Consider the following 18,958-nt stretch of genomic DNA (forward strand, 5'->3'; position numbering starts at 1 on the left):
CGCCACCCCACTTCGCTAAAACCGCAAGAGATTCAATCACTTGCCGCTCGCTGCGAAGAGGGGCGCATTATAGGCCCCGCAGTTTTGCCGTCAACTGTTTTATGACACTTTTTGTTTACTGACTGTTCGCAGCCCTGTGACAGCCCTCATTACCGCAGCCTTAGCGGGCAATCGCCATAACAACAAGAGTACGCCGGGCACCGCAAAGAGCAGCCAATCCCACAAATCGCTGCGCACAATCCACAGCATATGCAATAAGCCCAACGGCAAAATGAGGTAAATCAAGCGGTGCAAACTTTTCCAGCGCTTACCCAATGCACGCATGCTGCGCTGATTAGAAGTCAGCGCCAGCGGCAACAAGGCCAGCCAAGCTAAAGCACCGACCAGTACGTAAGGTCTCTCTAGCACCTCTGTCCAAAGTGCCGAAAAGTCCAAGCCCAATATAAACAGCAAAAAAGCCACGATATGCGTGCTCGCGTAAAAAAAGCACCACAAGCCCAGCTGCCGCCTTACCCGCAACCAGCCTGCCCAAGGCCAGAGTTGCTTGGCAGGCGTCATCGCCAGTGTTGCTATTAATAAGCCCAGCGCCGCTTGCCCCAGTAGCAACGTCAGCTCTTTGCCGGGATCCACTCCCAAATCAAGCCAGCCAAACGCCCCTAGTACGCCATAGAGCAAAGGCACTGCCGCCAAAGCCGCCACCAACCAGCGAAAAACAAGTATCGGCATCAGTAGTGCACCGCCAAATCCATACCGCCATACAGACTGGCGACTTCATCGGCATAGCCATTAAAAGGCTGGGTATCCATACGATTAGGGTTAAACAAGCTACTGGGGAGACGCCGCTCGCTGGCTTGACTCCAACGCGGATGACTTACCGCCGGATTTACATTGGCATAAAAGCCGTATTCGTCCGGCGCCAAGCTTTGCCAAGTCGTGCGCGGCGGCTTTTCTAGCAGCGAGATTCGCACAATCGACTTGATGCTCTTGAAACCATACTTCCACGGCACCACCAACCGCAGCGGGGCACCGTTCTGCTTTGGCAACACGCGCCCATACATCCCCACCGCCAAGATTGTTAAAGGATGCATCGCTTCATCTATGCGCAGCCCTTCTACATAGGGCCATTTGATCAAACCGAATGCCGAACGCTGGGCCGGCATTTGTTCGGGGTCGACCAAGGTTTCAAAGCGCACGTATTTGGCTTTCGCGGTTGGCTCGACACGTTTCAAAATATCTGCCAAAGGAATCCCCAGCCACGGAATCACCATTGACCACGCTTCGACACAACGTAAGCGATAAATACGCTCTTGCAGGGCATGCGGTGCCAGCAAATCCTCTAGACCAACTTTACCCGGCTTAGCGACCGCACCATCGATCAGCACAGACCAAGGCTCTGGCTGTAAGCTTTGTGCCAGCCGCGCCGGATCGCCCTTATCCGTACCGAACTCGTAGAAGTTGTTATAGCGCGCGGCATCATTGAAGGGCGTTAACGCCTCATCGGTCGCGACCGCTCGCCATTGGATGGCATCGGCCTTCTGTTGAAACCATGCCGGCGCCACTGACGCTTGCGCACCATCGGCCCGATAAGGATTAGCCAGCACCACACTTGATACCCCCACTAGCGACGCCCCTATCCCTGCCTGCAAAAAAGCACGCCGATTAAGGTAGATTTTCTCGTCGGTGACGTGATGCTCCGGCGCTGACCAACGCAGGGCACTTAAAGACGTTTTCAACAACATGGCGGTCTCCACTAATCGGCAAAGCTGTTATTGCACAGTAGACCGCTGAGACCTGTTGGCGTTACAGAAATGCAAAACGCCGCTTTAGCGCGGCGTTTTGCTGGCACAGCCCAAGGCGTTACTCGGGCTTAGGCACCGGCTTACCCTTTTTCATACCCAGCACGTATTGCACCGGGCCTGAGCAGGCGTAGACCAAGAAGACAAACAACAGCACGCGGGCTGGATCAGTAAAGACCACCGCAAAAACCAATACCGCGATTAGAATGACAAAAAAGGGAACGCGACCTTTCAAGTCGAGATCTTTAAAGCTGTAGTAGCGAATATTGCTGACCATCAACATGCCGGCCAACGCCACGATTACAGCGATCAAGAAGGCAATGTCTTTACCCTGCACATCCCACTCGTGGAAGCCCCAAACCATACCCGCCACCAACGCTGCGGCAGCAGGGCTCGCCAAACCGGTGAAATAACGCTTATCAGCGGTACCGACTTGCGTGTTAAAGCGCGCCAAACGCAGCGCCGCGCCAGCCACGTAGATAAAGGCGACCATCCAGCCCACTTTACCTAGGCTACCGAGCGCCCATTCAAAGGCGACCAAAGCTGGTGCCACACCAAATGCCACCATGTCTGACAACGAGTCGTACTCAGCACCAAAAGCACTCTGTGTATTGGTGAGGCGCGCGACACGGCCGTCCATACCATCGAGAACCATGGCAACAAAAATGGCGATGGCCGCTTGCTCAAAATTCCCGCTCATGGCGTTGATGATGGCGTAGAAACCAGAAAACAGCGCCGCGGTGGTGAACAAGTTAGGTAGCAAGTAGATGCCACGATGGCGAATTTTGCGACCTTCGGCATCGAGCTCTTCTTCGATGTGCTCGTCGATAGGCAGCAAACCTTCTAACTCATCAGGCGAGGTGTTGGGCTGCTCATTAGCACGATCGGTCATGGTGTGTTCCTTAAAAACAAAGTGCAGGCTTTGTACCAGAAAGCCCGACAAAAAAAAACGCGACCCCGAAAGGTCGCGTTATTTGACCAAGACTGGGCGAATCAGTTCTTGGTCTTGTCGACGATCTTGTTCGCCGCAATCCAAGGCATCATGGTGCGCAGCTTCTCGCCCACGACTTCGATGCCGTGTGCCGCGTTGTTACGACGGTAAGCAGTCATCGATGGATAGTTGGTTGCGCCTTCACTGATGAACATCTTGGCGTATTCGCCGTTCTGAATACGCTTGAGGGCATTACGCATGGCTTCACGCGACTGCTCGTTGATCACCTCAGGGCCGGTCACGTACTCGCCGTACTCAGCATTGTTGGAGATCGAGTAGTTCATGTTGGCGATACCGCCTTCGAACATCAGGTCAACGATCAGCTTCAGCTCGTGCAAGCACTCGAAGTAGGCCATTTCTGGCGCGTAACCGGCTTCAACCAGCGTTTCAAAACCGGCTTTAACCAGCTCAACGCAACCACCGCACAGTACAGCTTGCTCGCCGAACAGATCGGTTTCGGTTTCGTCTTTGAACGTGGTTTCGATAATGCCGGTACGACCGCCACCAACGCCAGAAGCGTAAGACAGCGCGACTTCTTTGGCCTTGCCTGAAGCGTCTTGATAGATCGCGATCAGGTCAGGAATACCGCCGCCCTTAACGAATTCAGAACGCACAGTGTGGCCCGGGGCCTTCGGCGCGATCATGATCACGTCAAGGTCTGCACGCGGCACAACTTGGTTGTAATGAATAGAGAAACCGTGAGCGAAGGCCAAGGTGGCGCCTTTCTTCAGATTAGGTTCGATCTCGTCGCGGTACAGCGCGCCCTGGAACTCGTCAGGGGTCAGGATCATCACCACGTCAGCCGAGGCAACAGCTTCAGCGACCGGCTTAACGGTCAGACCGTGTGCTTGCGCCTTAGCCACAGTCGCTGAACCAGTGCGCAGACCAACCACCACATCCACACCTGAGTCTTTCAGGTTGCAGGCGTGGGCATGGCCCTGCGAGCCGTAACCGATGATGGCGACTTTTTTGCCCTGGATAACCGACAGGTTGCAGTCTTTGTCGTAATAAACATTCAAGCCCATGGAAATTCTCCTCTTACTTGGCCATCTGGCCGCTAAATTCGTTATTAAACGCTCAAAACCTTGTCGCCACGGGCTATGCCGGTGACACCGCTGCGCACGACTTCCAAGATAGAAGCGGTGCCCACCGCTTGAATGAAGCTGTCCAGCTTATCGCTGGTGCCGGTCAGCTGCACTGTATACACACTGCTGGTTACATCAACGATCTGGCCGCGGAAGATATCCGTGGTGCGCTTGATTTCAGCTCGCTGCGCGCCGGTGGCCTTAATCTTGATCAGCATCAGTTCGCGCTCAACGTGCGCGCTCTCTGACAAGTTCACCAGCTTGACCACTTCGATCAGCTTGTTGAGCTGTTTGGTGATCTGTTCAATCACCTCATCGTGACCAATGGTGGTCAAAGTCAGACGCGAAAGACTGGGGTCTTCGGTCGGCGCCACGGTCAAAGATTCGATGTTGTAGTTACGCTGCGAGAACAAACCCACCACACGAGACAACGCACCGGGCTCGTTTTCCATCAACAGGGAAATGATATGCCGCATCTTAGGTACGCTCCGTCTTGCTCAGCCACATGTCACGCATGGAGCCGTCTTTGATTTGCATCGGGTACACGTGCTCGCTGGGGTCTACAGCCACGTTAACGAAGACCAAGCGATCTTTCAGCGCAAAGGCTTCTTCCAGCTTGGGTTTCAAATCTTCCAAACGGTCAATCTGAATACCCACGTGACCATACGCCTCGGCCAACTTAACAAAGTTAGGCAGTGACTCCATGTAGGAGTGCGAGTGACGGCTGCCGTACTGCATATCCTGCCACTGGCGCACCATGCCCAAGGTGTTGTTGTTGAGGTTGATGATTTTCACTGGCAGGCCGTACTGCAAGCAGGTCGACAGCTCTTGGATATTCATCTGGATAGAGCCTTCGCCCGTCACACAGGCAACCACTTCATCCGGATAATGCAGCTTGATCCCCATAGCCGCGGGGAACCCGAAGCCCATGGTGCCTAGGCCGCCGGAGTTGATCCAACGATTGGGCTTATCAAAGCGGTAGTACTGAGCAGCAAACATCTGGTGCTGACCCACGTCGGAAGTCACGTAGGCATCGCCTTTAGTCACTTCGTACAGAGCTTCAACCACTGCCTGCGGCTTGATCACACTGCCGTCACCCTCGTCATAGGGGAACATCTTGCGATCGCCACGCCACTCATCGATCTGCTTCCACCAGCTATTGAGCGACTCTTTGGCCGGCTTGTCGCCGGTCTCAGCCAGCACACTGTTGAGTTCGCTCAACACGGCTTCGACTGGGCCAACAATCGGGATATCGGCACGAATGGTTTTGGAAATCGAAGCCGGATCGATATCGATATGAATGATCTTGGCGTTCGGGCAGAACTTACTTGCCCCGTTGATGACACGATCATCAAAGCGCGCGCCCACCGCCACAATCACATCGGCGTGGTGCATGGCCAAGTTGGCTGCGTAGCTACCATGCATACCGAGCATGCCAAGGAACTGGCGATCTGAGCCCGGGAAACCGCCCAAACCCATCAAGGTGTTGGTCACCGGCAAGTTCAAATTTTTTGCCAGTTCAGTCAGTGGGCCTGCAGCTTGCCCCAGAATCACCCCACCGCCGGAGTAAATGATCGGACGCTTGGCGCTAACCAACAACTCAGCTGCTTTACGAATCTGACCGGAGTGGCCACGCGTAGCTGGGTTGTAAGAGCGCAGCTTGACCTTCTTCGGGTACTCGTACTCAAACTTTTGCGTCGGGTCGGTCATATCTTTAGGGATATCGACCACTACAGGACCAGGGCGACCCGACTGAGCGATGTAAAACGCTTTCTTGATCACTTCCGGAATTTCTTTCGGGTCCTTGATCATGAAGCTGTGCTTCACGATCGGCCGCGAAATACCGACCATGTCGGTTTCTTGGAAGGCATCGGTTCCCACCATAGCGCTCGGTACTTGGCCCGAAATCACCACCATGGGAATGGAATCCATATAAGCCGTTGCCACACCGGTAATCGCGTTGGTCGCGCCGGGGCCTGAGGTGACGAGCACCACGCCCGCTTTACCCGAGGCACGCGCATAGCCGTCTGCCATATGGGTGGCGGCTTGTTCATGGCGAACCAGAACGTGAGTAAGGGCTTCTTCTTTGAACAGGGCATCATAGATGTGCAGCAAGGCACCGCCCGGATAACCGTAAATGTACTCTACGCCTTCGTCGCGCAAGGAACGCACAACCATTTCAGCGCCGGATAAAAGCTCCACGTTGTTTACCTCATCTGTGCCGCCGACCATTTCGTTGGCGGCGAGATTCAACAAGTTTTTTTGCCAGACACGACAACAGAACGCTCGACATTCCGTTCGGCGTTCGCAGGCAAGTATTGGGGGAGCTCTGAAGATAACGAGAACCCGTCCAACCTATTCGCGAGGTAACGCTGAAAGGCTACGGTCGTCATGTCGGCGTGGTGTGCGCCTCGTGACCAGCCTGGTTGCGTGCGGTAAGCCCGCGAACCAGTAAGGGCTCGAATTTTGCGCAAAGCGTGCACAGCTCGTCAACCCTTAACCACGAATTAGGCGCAAATAACCCACCCAGCAACCCGGCTAGGCACCCGCCAAGCTGCCTTTGCCCCGCTTTTATGCCACAGTGCCAACCTGCGTTTGATCGCCTAACCGCACAGGACATTGTTATGAGCGCCACCTCTTGGCAAGCGTTGAGCAGCCACCCCGAAGTACACCACGCACGCTATCTTGTGCCCAACTTTGCCTCTAATAGCATTGCCATAAACACCGCTCCCCAGCAGTGGCTGGTCATCAGCCCCGGCGCCAGTGTTTTAGACGAATGGCCCGGCGCAGGCCAAGCCCCAGACCAAGCCCAAGCCCAAACCGAGAACAAGCTCGAACTCAGCATCATCCTGCCCAATAGCTTTCACTACATGGGCGTCAGCGCATGGCAAGCGCGCTACCCACAAGCCAAGCTTTATGCCAGCCGCCATGCCATTGCACGGCTGAGCAGCAAAGGTCTGCATGGCATTCACGCGCTAGAGGAACAGCAACCGCTGCTGCCGGCGAACTACAGCTTTAAAATCCCGCCAGGGCATCGTGGCGGTGACGTCTGGCTGTGCAAAACCGGCGTCGCTGAACCGCTCTGGATCACCTGCGACAGCTTCTTGAACTACGCGCGCTTTTCGCGCCAACCGGTCGCGCGCTTGCTGCAAAAAGCGCTGGATGCCGCGCCTGGTCTGAAAATTAGCCAAGTGGTGAAATGGTTCATCATGGACCAGCGCCAAGACTTCAAAGCATGGGCACTCGCGCAGCTCAGCGCTGACCAACCGCAATGGCTGATCCCCAGCCACGGTGAAGTCGCTCACCAAACGGAGCTGGCACAACACCTGCGCCAACTGTTAGAAACACGCCTGTAAGCGCTTAAAGCCGTGAACTTGCCAGCAGGCGCGCGGCTCATTTTTGGTTATAGTTGTGCCAGCACAACATAAGGAATGCCCCCATGCGTCAATTGACTCTGGCCACCGCCCTCTTCACTGGATTGATTACCGGCCTCAGCGCGAGCGTTTTTGCCGCCCCGGTCTACAAGTGGGTTGATGAGAAAGGTGTTACCCATTTCACCGCCGAGCCGCCGGCTGGACAAAACAGCCAAGAGGTCAACATCAAGGTGGCGCCGGGCAAGCCTTCAACCACCAACAGCGCTGAAGCCATAAAAGAAGCACAAAGCAACGACGACAAGCAGAAAGCCATCGACGATAAGGTCAAAGCTGACGTTGCCAAAAAAGAAAAAGAGCGCGCCGAATACTGCCAGCAAACTCGGGAGAACCTCGCCCAACTGCGCAACAACCCGCGCGTACGGGTCGAGGAAAATGGCGAACAACGTTTCCTGAGTGACGACGAACGCCAGCAGCGTATAAGCCAGGCCGAAGGCAACATCAAAGAGGTTTGCGAGTAAGCGCCAACCGCTTAAACGCAACGAACCACCCAAAGCGACCGACTCAGGTCGCTTTTTTTACGCAAAAAAAAACCGGCACTCGGGAGTGGTGTCCGAGCGCCGGTTAAACAATCGGTTGTCGTGGGGGAGACGGCACGCAACGAGACAACCCGCTCTTGCGTGCCCAGCGCCGCCGCCGTGCTTACCGGCGGCGAGCCTGCATGACGTTTGCTTAACCCAATTGACGCTGCACGCGATCGAACGTGGCGGCGGTTTCACCTTCGGCGCCACCTGTCAGCTTGCTGACCAGCACGATGGTCAGCGTGGCCAAGATGAAGCCTGGAATGATCTCGTACAGCGCAAACACGCCGCCCAAGTCTGCCAATTGCTTCCACACCACCACGGTGATGCCGCCAATCAAGATGCCAGCGACGGCACCGCTACGGTTCATCTCACGCCAGAACAGCGACAACAACACCGCTGGCCCAAACGCAGCGCCGAAGCCTGCCCACGCATAGCTGACCAACCCCAGCACGCTGCTGTCAGGATCCAGCGCCAGCACTAGCGCAATCAAAGCGATGACCACCACCGCCGCGCGCCCAACCCAAACCAACTCGTTTTGACTGGCGTCTTTGCGCAGGATGGCTTTATAGAAGTCTTCGGCCAGCGCCGAGGAACTCACCAGCAACTGTGAGTCAGCGGTGGACATAATCGCGGCCAACACGGCAGCCATCAAAATCCCCGCCACGACGGGATGGAACAAGCTGTTAGCCAGCACCATGAACACGGTTTCGCTATCACCCAAATCGTTGGGCAAATAACCAATCGCCACCCAGCCAATAAACAAAGCCGCCACTAAGGTCACGGCAGTCCAGCTCACGGCAATACGGCGGGCCAACGGCAAATCACGCTCATCCGCCACGGCTTTAAAGCGCGCCAAAATATGCGGCTGACCAAAGTAGCCCAAGCCCCAACCCAGCAACGACAAAATGGCGATCAAACCCAGCGGCTCGCCTTTGGCGTTATTGAAGAACGTCAAAAGCTCTGGATTCTTGGTCAGCATGGCGGCGTGCGCAGCCTCCCAGCCGCCCATGGCGTTGAGGGCAAACACCGGCACCAACACCAACGCCACGGCCATCAACAGGCCCTGCACAACGTCAGTCCATGCCACGGCCAAAAAACCACCGAACAGGGTGTACGAGATCACCGCCAGCGTGCCGACCACCACAGCGATGCGGTAGTCATAACCAAACACGGTCTCGAACAGCTTGCCCGCAGCGACCAAGCCAGAGCTGGCGTAGAACAAGAAGAACAGCAAGATGAAGCAGGCACAAATCACCCGCAGCAAATGGCTGTGGTCATTAAAGCGATTACTAAAGTACGCCGGCAACGTGACCGCATCGCCCGCCACGTGCGAATACACCCGCAAGCGACGTGCCACCAGCAGCCAGTTCAGCCAAGTGCCCACCAGCAAGCCGGCCGCGATCCAAGTAGCTTCGTAACCGGCGGCCAAGGCGTAGCCGGGCAAGCCCAGTAGCAACCAGCCGCTCATGTCGGAAGCGCCAGCCGACAGTGCCGCCGTGGTTGGCCCGATGGAGCGGCCACCCAAAATGTAATCGGATAAGTTAACGGTACGACGGTAGGCAATGATGCCAATGCCGAGCATGACGATCAGGTAAACGACAAAGGTCGACCCGACCACGAACAGGTTGGTCTCTTGCATTTCTTGTTCTCTTTTGTGTGCGACTGCAACGTGCCCTGCTGCCCAAAAGCAGGCAAGGCACCGTGCTGGAGCCAGTGTTTCTCGGTTTTGGCAGGTGCCGTGCACCCACCCCCTGCCCTGTCGCTTGATGGGCGATCAGGCACGCTTGGGCGTCGGATCAACGACGCTAAAGCGTTAAACCTCGCTACCCAGGGAGAGCAGCGTGGCGTTGCCGCCCACGGCCGTGGTGTTGACCGTGGTGGTTCTTTCGCTGGCAAAACGTGGCAAGTAGTTCGGGCCACCGGCCTTAGGGCCCGTGCCGGACAAGCCGCGTCCGCCAAAAGGCTGCACACCGACCACCGCACCAATTTGGTTACGGTTGATGTACAGATTACCGACCCGCGCCTGCGCTTCGATCAGGCTGGCGGTTTGTTCATTACGACTATGCACACCCAGGGTGAGGCCATAACCGGTGGCATTGATCGCTTCGATCAGTGCCGGTAGCTCTTGCGCGCGATAGCTCAACACATGCAGCACCGGGCCGAACTGTTCTTTACCTAACTGCGCCAAGCTGTCCAAGCGCAGCGCCACCGGCGCCATAAAGTGGCCATCCAGCCCTGCAGGCAACTCGGTTTGCGCCAGCACGCGGCCTTCACTGCGCGCGGCTTCAACGTAGCGCTGTAACCCTTGCAACGCCTCGCGATCAATCACCGGCCCAAGGTCACTGGCACGCACACTGGGCATACCTATCTGCAACTGCGCCATGGCACCGGCCAGTAGCGCTTCGATGCGCGGCGCAATGTCAGCCTGCACACACAGCACCCGTAACGCCGAACAACGTTGACCGGCGCTGGTAAAGGCCGACTGCACGGCATCTTTAACCACTTGCTCAGGCAAAGCGGTTGAGTCAACCAGCATGGCGTTTTGCCCGCCGGTTTCGGCAATCAGCGTGGCGATCGGCCCGTCGCGCTCAGCCAGCAAACGGTTAATCACCCGCGCCGTATCGGTCGAACCGGTGAACGCCACGCCCACCAAACGCGGGTCACGACAGAACACGCCCCCTAGCTCGGCACCGTCGCCCGGCAACAAAGCCAGTGCGCTCGTTGGCAGCCCTGCCTCAAATAACAATTCAATCGCCCGCATGGCGATTAAGCTGGTTTGCTCGGCGGGCTTGGCCAACACCGTGTTACCGGCTAACAAAGCCGCGCTGATTTGCCCCAAAAAAATCGCCAGTGGAAAGTTCCATGGGCTCACACAGGCAAACACGCCACGGCCTTCATAAAACAACTCGTTGCGCTCCCCCGTCGGTCCCGGCAGGGTGACGCGCTGCAACCGCTCGCGCGCTTGCTGGGCGTAATAGCGACAAAAATCCACCGCCTCACGCACTTCATCTATCCCGTCTTGCAGGCTCTTGCCGGCTTCGCGACAACACAGCGCCATCAACTCGGCACGGTGTTGTTCGAGCAAATCCGCCAAGCGTTCAAACACCGCCGCGCGCTCTGCCACGGGGGTGGCATTCCACGCTGGCCAAGCCGCACTCAGCGCATCCATGGCCTGCTGAGCTTGCTCGGCGCTGGCCCACTGCGCCTGCCCTGCTTGCTCACCCAAGGCATAGGGTACGGGCACCGGCTGCGCGCGACCGGCCAAGCGTTGACCGTTAATCCACGGCTGCGCTTGCCACTGCTGGAGTAACTGCTGCTCCAACGCCGCTTTTAACGGCTGCCATTGGCTGTGCACATTGAGGTTGATGCCGGCGGAGTTTTTCCGCAAACCGAACAACATCAATGGGTTAGGGATTTTCCCGTTGCCGAGGGTCGCGTGCTTGCGCAATTGCGCCACCGGATGTTGCAGGAGCGACTCGACCGGCACGCGCGGGTCAACCAACTGGTGTACGAAAGAGGAATTAGCGCCGTTTTCCAACAAACGACGCACCAAATACGGCAGCAAATCCTTATGCGCACCCACCGGTGCATAAATGCGCACCGTTTGCCCGGTTTGCTCCAGCACGGTGTCGTACAGCGCATCGCCCATGCCATGTAAACGCTGGAATTCGAAGCGTTTACCGTCACCCATCGCCTGCAAGCAAGTCACCGTGTGGGCGTTGTGAGTGGCAAATTGTGGGTAGATCACCGCTTGCGCTGCGTCGCTAAGCAAGAAGCGCGCGCAAGCCAAATAGGCGGTGTCGGTGCCTTCTTTGCGCGTATACACCGGGTATCCCGGCAGGCCGTGCACTTGCGCGTGCTTCACCTCACTGTCCCAGTACGCGCCCTTCACCAAGCGCACGGGGATTTGTCCCTGTAGCTCGCGCCCCAGCAAGGTCAGCCATTGCAATACCGGCAAGGCACGCTTGGAATACGCCTGCACCACCAAACCAAACTCGCCCCAGCCCGCGATGGCCGGGTCACGCAGGAGTTTTTCAAACAGCTGCAGCGAGATCTCGAGGCGGTCCGCCTCTTCGGCATCGATGGTGATGCCGACCGCTTGCTCGCGGGCGAACTGGGCCAACTCTCGCACGCGGGCAAACAACTCACTCAATACACGCTCTTGTTGCGCGCTTTCATAGCGCGGATGCAGCGCCGACAGCTTGATCGAGATGGATGGCCGTGGCGCTTTGCCCACCTGCGCGGCTGCGCCGACTTCGGCAATCGCGGCGCGGTAGTCAGCCAAGTACTTGTCGGCATCTTCCGCGGTGAGCGCTGCTTCGCCGAGCATATCGAAGGAGTAGGTGTAGCCTTGCTCACGACAAGCACGACCGTTTTTCAACGCCTCAGCAATGCTGCGCCCGAGCACAAACTGACGCCCCATAAGCTTCATCGCTTGGTTCATCGCCGCGCGAATCACCGGCTCGCCGGAGCGCTGCACCAAGCGCGAAATAATCCCCGCCGGCTTGCTTTCACCCACCTTGGGATTAACCACCTTGCCGGTCATCAACAAGCCCCAAGAGGCAAAATTGACCAGCACGTTATCGCTGTTGCCTAAGTGCGCATTCCAATCGGCGGTCGACAATTTATCGCGAATCAGTGCATCGGCGGTGTCGCTGTCGGGAATCCGCAGCAACGCCTCGGCCAAGCACATCAGCAAGATGCCTTCTTGGGTATCGAGGCTGTATTCACGCAACAAGGCGTCGAGGGTATCCACGGCATTGTCTTGCGCCCGCACGCGCTCAATCAGCGCCCGCGCATCGCGCTCAATGCGCAATAACCCTTCGGCACCGGGGTCAGCCAATTGCATTAATTCGGCCAGCAAGGCCTCTTCGTCGACACAATAGTGCGCACTGATCGTGGGAAAAAACGCGGCGGCCGATTGCGATAAGCAATCGCCAGATAGAACGTGAGCGGCGGTTAGCATGGGGGCCATTCCTGCACGGGCTTTATAGTTGTTATAGCCAACGCACAAAATGGCGCCGGCGGTATACCTCGATTCTCAAGGCAGCCGCCGGCTTAGGTCTTGTCAAAAACTCGGATTGTTTTGTCAGAAACTCGGATTATTCGTGGCGTTGCGGCGCGGGCAAGGCCAACTGCGCAAACGGCACCGGCAACTTGAGCGTGGCGCCTGCGGGCAAATTCTCACGCGTTACGCGCACCATGCCTTGGATATCTTGCAAACGCAGCCCTTGCGGATGGCGCGGGTCGTTACCAAAGAAGTCTTCCCAGTGCCCGAGCACCGCCATGCGCGGCTTTAGGCGTTTGAGCAACACCTGGGGGTACGCCGGCACTTGATCCCAAGCCCCAACACAGAGAATGGCCACATCCACCGGTTTGACATCGCCGAGCAATTGCGGCGGCAAGCCCAAAGGCGGTGTGCTGGCGGCATCTTGGTAATGAATGCGGTAACGCACCTCGCCGGTGGCATCCAGCAGATCAATCAAGAAGGCCACCGTCTGCCCTTCTGGCCAGCCCCACACGGTTTTGGGCAGCTCGGTTAAATCTTCATCCACGCTGCCTTGTAAAAACTTAATGCCCATAAAGTGCGGCGCGTGCTCGCTTTTCAGCGCCATGATGCGTACGCGCTTTTGCGGCGAATAAAACCACTGCCCCGCTTGGCGGCCATCGGCCATATGGCTTTGCACATCCACAATGCGCTCGCGCGCCACCGCGGCGGCCAAAATATGGCCGACGGTTTTAGAGCCGTACACCTTGGCCTTGGGCGTGTGCTGATTAAGCACATAGGGCACATCCAGCAGGTGGTCGTAATGCGCGTGCCCGACCAACAGCATGCTGACATCGTCGGCCTTGGGCATCAGCGCGTCGATTTTCGCGGTGTCAGCCTCGACCAACAGCGGCGGCTGGCCCAGCGTGGCAGGGTTGCTGAACGACGGAGCCATGGCGATGGCCTCGCCCTGCCAGCGCAGCAAATAGCCACCCACGCCCAAATATTGCAGCGATGGCGGCGCCAATGACTGCTCATCACTTAATGGCAAGTCCGCCGGATTTTGCGCACAACCGGCCAACCACAACGCACTGATCGACAGTGCCACACGCAACACAACACGCCACATAGGTTTTCTCCTTAAGACCGCCGCACAGCCTACGCAGCCGGTCTTAAGGAAGCTGCCCATCCAATGACGGGCTTAGCTGACCGGCTGTGCCCGATAGTTAAGCCGTGGGAAGTGCACGTGCAGGGTGCCAGCGCGCGGATCCTCGCGGCGTAGGCTGATTTGCTCGTGATCGGCGTGTAACAGCTCGCCGGTAACACCGTCCACGCCGTAGTCGGTCGCCGCCACACACACCTGCTGACCGACGCTGACACCCGGCAACGGCAAGAGCTCGGTCGCCGCTAATGGTGAAGGTGTTGCCTGCTGCGCGATCGTCACCGCCTCTGTCGAGGCCAAGGCCTCTGAGGCACCATGACCAAAGCCTAAAACGCGCTCGAGCCAAGCACTGACGACCTCGTCATCGCTCACCAAGGGCGCGGTAAACGGATTTTGCTTGAGGAACCACAAAGGGTGCGCCACGGCGATGTCAGCCAAGCTGGCTTGAGCAAACAAGTAGTCGCTGTCACTGCGCGCCAATTGTTGGCTAAGGCGCTGGATAAAGGTCGGCCACTGCTGCAACGCCTGCTCAAGCGGGACGCGCTGCGCACTGCCGCCGCTGAACAACCCTTGGCGATCTTTCAAAAACGCCTGCGCCATCTCAGGCGGCATGCTGGCTAAACGCGGGGCAATGGCCTCTGGCTGAAACACCAACGCCACGGCGTGCAAAAACAAGCTGCTGTCGGCCCAGCTGGCTAAGGCACTGACCGCCAGCTCGTGCCCTTCGGGGAACAACGCTGGCGTGTGTTTTTCGGCCTCTAAGCGCCGCGCAATCAACGCGGTATCGCAGTAAATATCCGCCCCTACTTGCAGCACCGGCGTTTTACGGTAGCCGCCCGTCAAGGCGGTTAAATCGGGCTTGGGCATAATCGGTGGGATCGTCACCGAGCGCCAAGAGAGCTGCTTAAAGCCCAACATCAGGCGCGCTTTTTCAGCAAACGGTGACTGTGGGTAGTGATGCAAAATCAACTCGTGCATGGCGGATATCCTTAAGCCAGAGGGCCCTTGAGCATAGCGCGTGAGTGCCCGCTCGCACACCGGCCGCGCTAGCGCGCCGCAAAAGTCTGCACCAAGGCCTCTTTGCTGGGCTTGCTCATGGCTTTAATCGCATGTTCACGCTTGAGCGCCGCCGACTTATCCGCGCAGGCTTCGCGGTACACCAGCGCCTGCGCCGGGCTGGTGGCAAAAAACCGGGCGCCACGCCCAGCTTGATGCTGGGCGAAACGCTTATCAGGATCAGAGCTAATACCGCAATACAGGGCGTTATTGGCCGCCCGGACCAAATACACGTACCACGTCACGGCCATAGGCGCGCCTGCATACGGCGGCAATACGCCACCAAACTGGGGTACTCAGGCGCCAAGGCGCTGAGTGGGGTGTCAAAGGTGCTGATAAACAAGTTGGCCAGATGACCATAAGCACAGGCATCCACGCTGCTGGGCGCGCTGCCACCGAAATACTCTGCCGAGCCTAAGATCGCCGCACAGGCGGTTAAATCGGCCCGCGCAAACTGGATCAACTCGGCGGGGCTATGCCGCCCCAAGCCTTGACCATGCAGATCACGCTTGACTTGCGCCCGTGCCACCTGTGGCACCAGCCACTTGAGCGGCAGCGGTAAATGACCAAAAAACTGCGGACACAAGCGCGACCAGCACTCGTCATCCAGCCACCGAAAGCGCACCACAATCCAATACAAGTGCTCATCCAGCAGGCGGGTTAACGCCATGTCGTGGCCCAGCTGTTCGAGGCTGCGCTGATCATCCAAGGTCAGCTTAAAACGCTCGGTTAAGGCCTGCTGAATCAAGGCCGAGTCAGCCAAGCGCTGCCCCTCGAGGTCGATCATCGGAAACTTGGCTTTAGGGGCAACGCGCGGGTCATGCAGGCTTTTGACCTGATACTCAAGCCCAGCCAACCGTAAAAAGGTTTCTAGCTTTAAGCAAAAGGCACTGGGGTTAGGTAAACCAAAAGCCGCTGGAAATTGATACAGGGTAATCATGCCAAGCTCCTTGCTATGCAGGCAGACGTACTTATCGGGCCCTCAGCCTAACAGAGTTAAACCTCGATTAACCCCTACCCTGCTGCGCCTGCCACTGCTTAAGCCCTACCATGGCCTGTGCGCTGATGGCTTTTTGCACCGGCGGTAACCAACCCAGTAACAGCCCTTTAATACCTAGCGCTTGTGCGCTCCAACGCCACAAGTTGAAGCGGTCACGGTGCTCGATGATTAAACCGTCTTTAAAACGAAACTCAGCGGCGATCCGATTGACCACTTGGTTGCCAGTTTTGCTGAACTGGTAACGCGCCACCCACTGCGCACTACCTTGCTGCGCATCGGCGTCAAGCACCTTGAATTCGAGAGAAAAATCCGCCGCGCGAGCACACAACATGCGCCACATGTCGCTGGCTTGTTGCCCCTGCAAATCAATGAAGGCCGGATCGCTAAAACGCACATCAGGGTGATAACAGCTGGCCATGGTCTCGGCATCTAACTGCGTAAAGGCCGTGTAAAAGCGCTCGATCAAAGCCGCATTAGCGTGGGTAGATGTTGCAGACATGGCAGGTTCACTCAGGCTGATTCGTTAAAGCCAGTGTGGCCTGCTTTAGCGCTGGCCTCTATTGTCGCCATAGACTAACTTGTGTTCTTTAACGCCAAATAAATCATTATGCACATTGCCTTGTGGGTCTCGCCGCACACCTTAAGCGCCAGCATTAGCCTAGTACTTGATGCCTTGCAGCTGGCCAATCAGTGCGCGGGCAAGCGACTGTTTACCTGGCGTCGCGTCAGTATCGATGGCCACCCTGTGCCATTGGACTGGTGTCAGATGGCGGTCGAGGGCGACCTTAACAGTGCGCGGGACGCTGACTTGTTGCTGATCCCCGCCATCGGCAGTCACACCCAAGCGGTGATCGCCCAAGAGCAGGCATTACTGGCGTGGCTACGCGCCAATCCTGCGCAGCCGCCCCTGCGCGCCAGCCTGTGTAGTGGTGCTTTTTTGCTGGCCGCCGCGGGGCAGCTGGATGGCCATCGCGCCACCACGCACTGGCGCTTGGCGCGTCGCTTTGCTGCGCAGTTCCCTGCGGTAGAGCTGTGCCCGCAGGCGCTGTTTTGCGCCGACGGGCAGCGTTTTAGCTCCGGTGGTGCGCAAGCCATGCTGGACCTATGCCTGCACCTGATCGCCCGCGAAGGCGGCAGCGCCTTAGCGCAGCAGGTGGCTGACTTACTGGTGTTTGATTATGGCCGTGGCAGCCAGCAGCGTTTTGATCAGCTGTTGCCCGCTACCGCCCACCAACACCCCGTGTTAGCGCTGGCCCAGCAACACCTGCAACAACATTACGCCAGCGCACTGGACCTCGCCGCGCTGGCAGCCATTTGCCACTGCTCGCCGCGAACCTTACTGCGCCACTTTCGCCAACACTTGCAGATGACGCCCAGTGCCTACCAGCAACGCCTGCGCGTTGCCGCAGCACAAAGCCTGTTGCGCCAAGGCCAGCAAAGTTTGGAACACATCGCCGCAACGGTGGGCTATCAAGAGCGCGCCAGTCTAGCCAAGGTATTCAAGCAACTCACCGGACAAACGCCGGCACAGTATCGACGCCGCGCAGCACCTTAGCTTGGCAGCTCACCGGGTTCTGCCACGACGCTCGCTAGCACCTTATCAATGCGTCGGCCGTCCATATCCACCACTTCAAAGCACCAGCCTTCACAGCGCACGCAATCACCTGTTTGTGGCAAGCGCCCAAGCAAAGCCATCACCAGACCCGCCACGGTTTGGTAATGGCCTTTGTGTTCATCCGGTAAGCTGCGCAGTTGTAAGCAATCTTTCAGCTCGGGAATGGCAATGCCGCCGTCCAGCAGCCATGAGCCATCCTCACGCTGCACGGCCCAAGCATCGTCTTGGTCCAGCGGCGCGAACTCGCCGGTCACTGCCTCAAGCAAATCGCGCAAAGTCACGACACCGATGAAGTTGTCGTACTCGCCCACCACTAAAGCCATCGATAACGAGTCTTGGCGAAAGCGCTGCAACAAGTCCAACGCCGTTTGCGTATGCGCGACCCGCACCGCAGCCCCCGCCAAAGCCCGCAAATCGGGGGTTTGCCCTTGCGCCAAACAGGCCAGCACTTGTTTGCTTTGCACGATGCCAATGATGTTATCGACACCGCCATCACACACGGGAAAGCACACATGCGGTGCCGCCACCAGCAGATTGAGGTTGTCGACTAAGGGCTTCGCTACATCCACCATCACCACATCGGCTTTGGGCACCATCAGCGCGCCGAGTTGCCGCTCGTCGAGGCGAAACACGTTGCGCACCATCGTATGCTGGTGCTGCTCGATATCGCCGCTTTGGCTGCCCTCATCCAGCAAGGCGTGAATTTCTTCCGCAATGGCGTTGGCGTCGTGAGTTTTTTCGACCCCCAACAGGCACAATACCGCCTGCGTTGAAGCGGTCAGCAGCCACACAAAAGGCCGTGTGACAAAAGCCAAACCACGCATGGGAATCGCCACACGTGTGGCAATGCGCTCTGCCTGCATTTGCCCAATGCGCTTAGGCACCAGCTCACCGATCACAATCGACACATAGGTGATGCTCACCACCACCAGCGTGGTCGCCACAATGCTAGCCGTCTTAACCGCCAAGCCTTGCGCGATTAACCACTGCGCTAAAGGCGCAGCCAGCACTGCCTCACCAAAGATGCCGTTAAGCACCCCAATCGAGGTGATGCCAATTTGCACGGTGGACATAAACTGCGTCGGTTGCTCAGCCAATTTCAGCGCGGCACTCGCCCCCGCATCACCGGCCGCGGCTTGCTTCATCAGCCGAGCACGGCGCGCCGCGACCAGCGCGATCTCAGACATCGCAAACACACCGTTGAGCACAATCAACAGCACTAAAATCAGCACTTCCACGCCAGCATTTCCTGTTTTATCTCACTCCATAGAAAAGCCGCAGCTCAGCTGCGGCTTGATCACGACTTGTCCC

The 18,958-nt window shown here is 57.6% G+C and carries 17 protein-coding genes; 3 read left to right on the top strand and 14 right to left on the bottom strand.

Features of this window, described 5'->3' with window-relative positions:
• Positions 1-99: 99 nt before the first annotated feature.
• From msrQ to MKI83_RS11655, 6 genes are all read right to left on the bottom strand, one after another.
• The gene (gene msrQ / locus MKI83_RS11630) at positions 100-726 is read right to left on the bottom strand and encodes a protein-methionine-sulfoxide reductase heme-binding subunit MsrQ (RefSeq protein WP_241586291.1); all 627 of its coding nucleotides are present in this window, start codon (positions 724-726) and stop codon (positions 100-102) included.
• Positions 726-1,739: a protein-methionine-sulfoxide reductase catalytic subunit MsrP gene (gene msrP / locus MKI83_RS11635; RefSeq protein ID WP_241586301.1), complete on the bottom strand. Its 1,014-nt coding sequence runs from the start codon at positions 1,737-1,739 to the stop codon at positions 726-728. Before msrP ends, msrQ begins: the two co-directional genes overlap by 1 nt.
• Positions 1,740-1,857: 118 nt before the next feature.
• The gene (gene pssA / locus MKI83_RS11640) at positions 1,858-2,688 is read right to left on the bottom strand and encodes a CDP-diacylglycerol--serine O-phosphatidyltransferase (RefSeq protein ID WP_241586303.1); all 831 of its coding nucleotides are present in this window, start codon (positions 2,686-2,688) and stop codon (positions 1,858-1,860) included.
• 101 nt (positions 2,689-2,789) lie between these two features.
• Complete coding sequence (gene ilvC, locus MKI83_RS11645; protein WP_241587053.1) at positions 2,790-3,806, bottom strand: ketol-acid reductoisomerase; 1,017 nt, start codon at positions 3,804-3,806, stop codon at positions 2,790-2,792.
• A 50-nt stretch (positions 3,807-3,856) separates the two neighbouring features.
• The gene (ilvN, locus tag MKI83_RS11650; RefSeq protein WP_241586311.1) at positions 3,857-4,348 is read right to left on the bottom strand and encodes an acetolactate synthase small subunit; all 492 of its coding nucleotides are present in this window, start codon (positions 4,346-4,348) and stop codon (positions 3,857-3,859) included.
• 1 nt (position 4,349) lies between these two features.
• Positions 4,350-6,074: an acetolactate synthase 3 large subunit gene (locus tag MKI83_RS11655; protein ID WP_241587056.1), complete on the bottom strand. Its 1,725-nt coding sequence runs from the start codon at positions 6,072-6,074 to the stop codon at positions 4,350-4,352.
• 422 nt (positions 6,075-6,496) lie between these two features.
• Here MKI83_RS11655 and MKI83_RS11660 point away from each other — a divergent pair, with 422 nt between their 5' ends.
• Entirely contained in the window at positions 6,497-7,228 is a 732-nt protein-coding gene (locus MKI83_RS11660; RefSeq protein ID WP_241586319.1) for a hypothetical protein, read from the top strand.
• Positions 7,229-7,311: 83 nt separating this feature from the next.
• Complete coding sequence (locus MKI83_RS11665; RefSeq protein ID WP_241586321.1) at positions 7,312-7,764, top strand: DUF4124 domain-containing protein; 453 nt, start codon at positions 7,312-7,314, stop codon at positions 7,762-7,764.
• Between the two features lie 211 nt (positions 7,765-7,975).
• On the opposite strand, the gene putP is transcribed toward MKI83_RS11665, so the two are convergent.
• The 7 genes from putP to MKI83_RS11700 all read right to left on the bottom strand — a co-directional run bounded on the left by putP (position 7,976) and on the right by MKI83_RS11700 (position 16,531).
• Complete coding sequence (gene putP, locus MKI83_RS11670) at positions 7,976-9,466, bottom strand: sodium/proline symporter PutP (protein ID WP_241586323.1); 1,491 nt, start codon at positions 9,464-9,466, stop codon at positions 7,976-7,978.
• Positions 9,467-9,640: 174 nt separating this feature from the next.
• Entirely contained in the window at positions 9,641-12,793 is a 3,153-nt protein-coding gene (gene putA / locus MKI83_RS11675; RefSeq protein WP_241586325.1) for a bifunctional proline dehydrogenase/L-glutamate gamma-semialdehyde dehydrogenase PutA, read from the bottom strand.
• Between the two features lie 136 nt (positions 12,794-12,929).
• Entirely contained in the window at positions 12,930-13,943 is a 1,014-nt protein-coding gene (locus tag MKI83_RS11680) for an MBL fold metallo-hydrolase (RefSeq protein ID WP_241586327.1), read from the bottom strand.
• A gap of 72 nt (positions 13,944-14,015) precedes the next feature.
• Entirely contained in the window at positions 14,016-14,954 is a 939-nt protein-coding gene (locus tag MKI83_RS11685; protein WP_241586336.1) for a glutathione S-transferase family protein, read from the bottom strand.
• A 68-nt stretch (positions 14,955-15,022) separates the two neighbouring features.
• Complete coding sequence (locus MKI83_RS11690) at positions 15,023-15,283, bottom strand: GIY-YIG nuclease family protein (RefSeq protein ID WP_241586338.1); 261 nt, start codon at positions 15,281-15,283, stop codon at positions 15,023-15,025.
• Positions 15,274-15,972 carry a glutathione S-transferase family protein gene (locus MKI83_RS11695; protein ID WP_241586340.1) on the bottom strand — a complete coding sequence of 233 codons (699 nt, stop codon included), beginning with the start codon at positions 15,970-15,972 and terminating at the stop codon, positions 15,274-15,276. Before MKI83_RS11695 ends, MKI83_RS11690 begins: the two co-directional genes overlap by 10 nt.
• Before the next feature lie 67 nt (positions 15,973-16,039).
• A complete protein-coding gene (locus MKI83_RS11700; RefSeq protein WP_241586342.1) occupies positions 16,040-16,531 on the bottom strand; it encodes a nuclear transport factor 2 family protein in 492 nt (163 codons plus the stop codon).
• A gap of 108 nt (positions 16,532-16,639) precedes the next feature.
• Between MKI83_RS11700 and MKI83_RS11705 the strand changes: the two genes are divergently transcribed.
• The gene (locus MKI83_RS11705; protein WP_245399752.1) at positions 16,640-17,587 is read left to right on the top strand and encodes a GlxA family transcriptional regulator; all 948 of its coding nucleotides are present in this window, start codon (positions 16,640-16,642) and stop codon (positions 17,585-17,587) included.
• Here the strand turns inward: MKI83_RS11705 and MKI83_RS11710 are convergent.
• Positions 17,584-18,885, bottom strand: a complete 1,302-nt coding sequence (locus MKI83_RS11710) for a hemolysin family protein (RefSeq protein ID WP_241586344.1) — start codon at positions 18,883-18,885, stop codon at positions 17,584-17,586. The genes MKI83_RS11705 and MKI83_RS11710 overlap by 4 nt on opposite strands.
• Positions 18,886-18,958 lie beyond the last annotated feature (73 nt).

Source organism: Atopomonas sediminilitoris, from assembly GCF_022601735.1.
Taxonomy (GTDB): Bacteria; Pseudomonadota; Gammaproteobacteria; order Pseudomonadales; family Pseudomonadaceae; genus Atopomonas; species Atopomonas sediminilitoris.

Coding starts and splice junctions, on each gene's coding strand:
- MKI83_RS11680 (WP_241586327.1), bottom strand. CDS start 13,943: ATGTGGCGTGTTGTGTTGCGTGTGGCACTGTCGATCAGTGCGTTGTGG.
- pssA (WP_241586303.1), bottom strand. CDS start 2,688: ATGACCGATCGTGCTAATGAGCAGCCCAACACCTCGCCTGATGAGTTA.
- ilvN (WP_241586311.1), bottom strand. CDS start 4,348: ATGCGGCATATCATTTCCCTGTTGATGGAAAACGAGCCCGGTGCGTTG.
- MKI83_RS11660 (WP_241586319.1), top strand. CDS start 6,497: ATGAGCGCCACCTCTTGGCAAGCGTTGAGCAGCCACCCCGAAGTACAC.
- msrP (WP_241586301.1), bottom strand. CDS start 1,739: ATGTTGTTGAAAACGTCTTTAAGTGCCCTGCGTTGGTCAGCGCCGGAG.
- MKI83_RS11700 (WP_241586342.1), bottom strand. CDS start 16,531: ATGTCTGCAACATCTACCCACGCTAATGCGGCTTTGATCGAGCGCTTT.
- MKI83_RS11690 (WP_241586338.1), bottom strand. CDS start 15,283: ATGGCCGTGACGTGGTACGTGTATTTGGTCCGGGCGGCCAATAACGCC.
- MKI83_RS11665 (WP_241586321.1), top strand. CDS start 7,312: ATGCGTCAATTGACTCTGGCCACCGCCCTCTTCACTGGATTGATTACC.
- putP (WP_241586323.1), bottom strand. CDS start 9,466: ATGCAAGAGACCAACCTGTTCGTGGTCGGGTCGACCTTTGTCGTTTAC.
- MKI83_RS11695 (WP_241586340.1), bottom strand. CDS start 15,972: ATGATTACCCTGTATCAATTTCCAGCGGCTTTTGGTTTACCTAACCCC.
- MKI83_RS11685 (WP_241586336.1), bottom strand. CDS start 14,954: ATGCACGAGTTGATTTTGCATCACTACCCACAGTCACCGTTTGCTGAA.
- msrQ (WP_241586291.1), bottom strand. CDS start 726: ATGCCGATACTTGTTTTTCGCTGGTTGGTGGCGGCTTTGGCGGCAGTG.
- MKI83_RS11705 (WP_245399752.1), top strand. CDS start 16,640: ATGCACATTGCCTTGTGGGTCTCGCCGCACACCTTAAGCGCCAGCATT.
- putA (WP_241586325.1), bottom strand. CDS start 12,793: ATGCTAACCGCCGCTCACGTTCTATCTGGCGATTGCTTATCGCAATCG.